1 protein-coding gene is annotated in these 933 nt (G+C 64.1%); it reads left to right on the forward strand.

Features of this window, described 5'->3' with window-relative positions:
• Positions 1 to 933 (forward strand): IS630 family transposase (locus MSZK_RS29940; protein ID WP_099252155.1); only part of this gene is annotated, 933 nt, incomplete at both ends.

The raw sequence follows: 933 nt of genomic DNA on the forward strand, positions 1-933 counted from the left end.
GACGTTGGAGTCGTGGACTCGGTCCTCGACGGTGTCTGCCGGCCATGTCGAGCGGGCGCGGATCGTGTTGGCCGTAGCCGACGGGGCTGGTACCTCGGGTGCGGCACGGCGGGTGGGGGTGTCGCGGCCGACGGTGATCAAGTGGCGGGATCGGTTCGCCGCGTTCGGGATTGACGGACTTGCCGATGAGCCGCGCAGTGGCCGCCCCAAGACCGTCGATGACGCGGCGATCCTGGCGGCCACATTGGAGCCGCCACCGGAATCGTTGGCGGTCACGCACTGGTCGAGTCGATTATTGGGCAAGCGCCTCGGTGTCGGGGACGCCACGGTGGCCAGGGCGTGGCGACGCTACGGGGTCAAGCCGTGGCGGCGCGAGACGTTCAAGTTCTCCACCGACCCGGAGTTGGAGGCCAAGGTCCGTGACGTGATGGGTCTGTATCTGAATCCGCCGGCCAAGGCGATCGTGTTGTGCGTGGACGAAAAGAGCCAGATCCAGGCACTCAATCGAACCCAGCCGATCCTGCCGCTGCGGCCGGGACTGCCCGAGAAGGCGACCCATGACTACAAACGCAACGGCACTACCACCTTGTTCGCCGCGCTCGAGATCGCGACCGGCAAGGTCACCGACCGCTGTTATGAGCGCCACGGCAAAGCCGAGTTCTTGGACTTCCTCAAAGCGGTCGCACGGGCCTACCCGCAGCGTCGACTGCATGTCGTATGCGACAACTACCACACCCACAAACACGCCGACATCAACGCCTGGCTGGCCAAGAATCCACGTGTGACACTGCATTTCACCCCGACCTCAGGGTCATGGCTGAACATGGTCGAGGTATTCTTCTCGATCATCACCCGCCAGGCCATCCGGCGCGGATCGTTCAACAGCGTCAAAGAACTCGTCGCAGCCATCAGCGCATTCATCGACGGCTGGAA

It is taken from the genome of Mycobacterium sp. shizuoka-1, assembly GCF_002723835.1.
Classification (GTDB): domain Bacteria; phylum Actinomycetota; class Actinomycetes; order Mycobacteriales; family Mycobacteriaceae; genus Mycobacterium.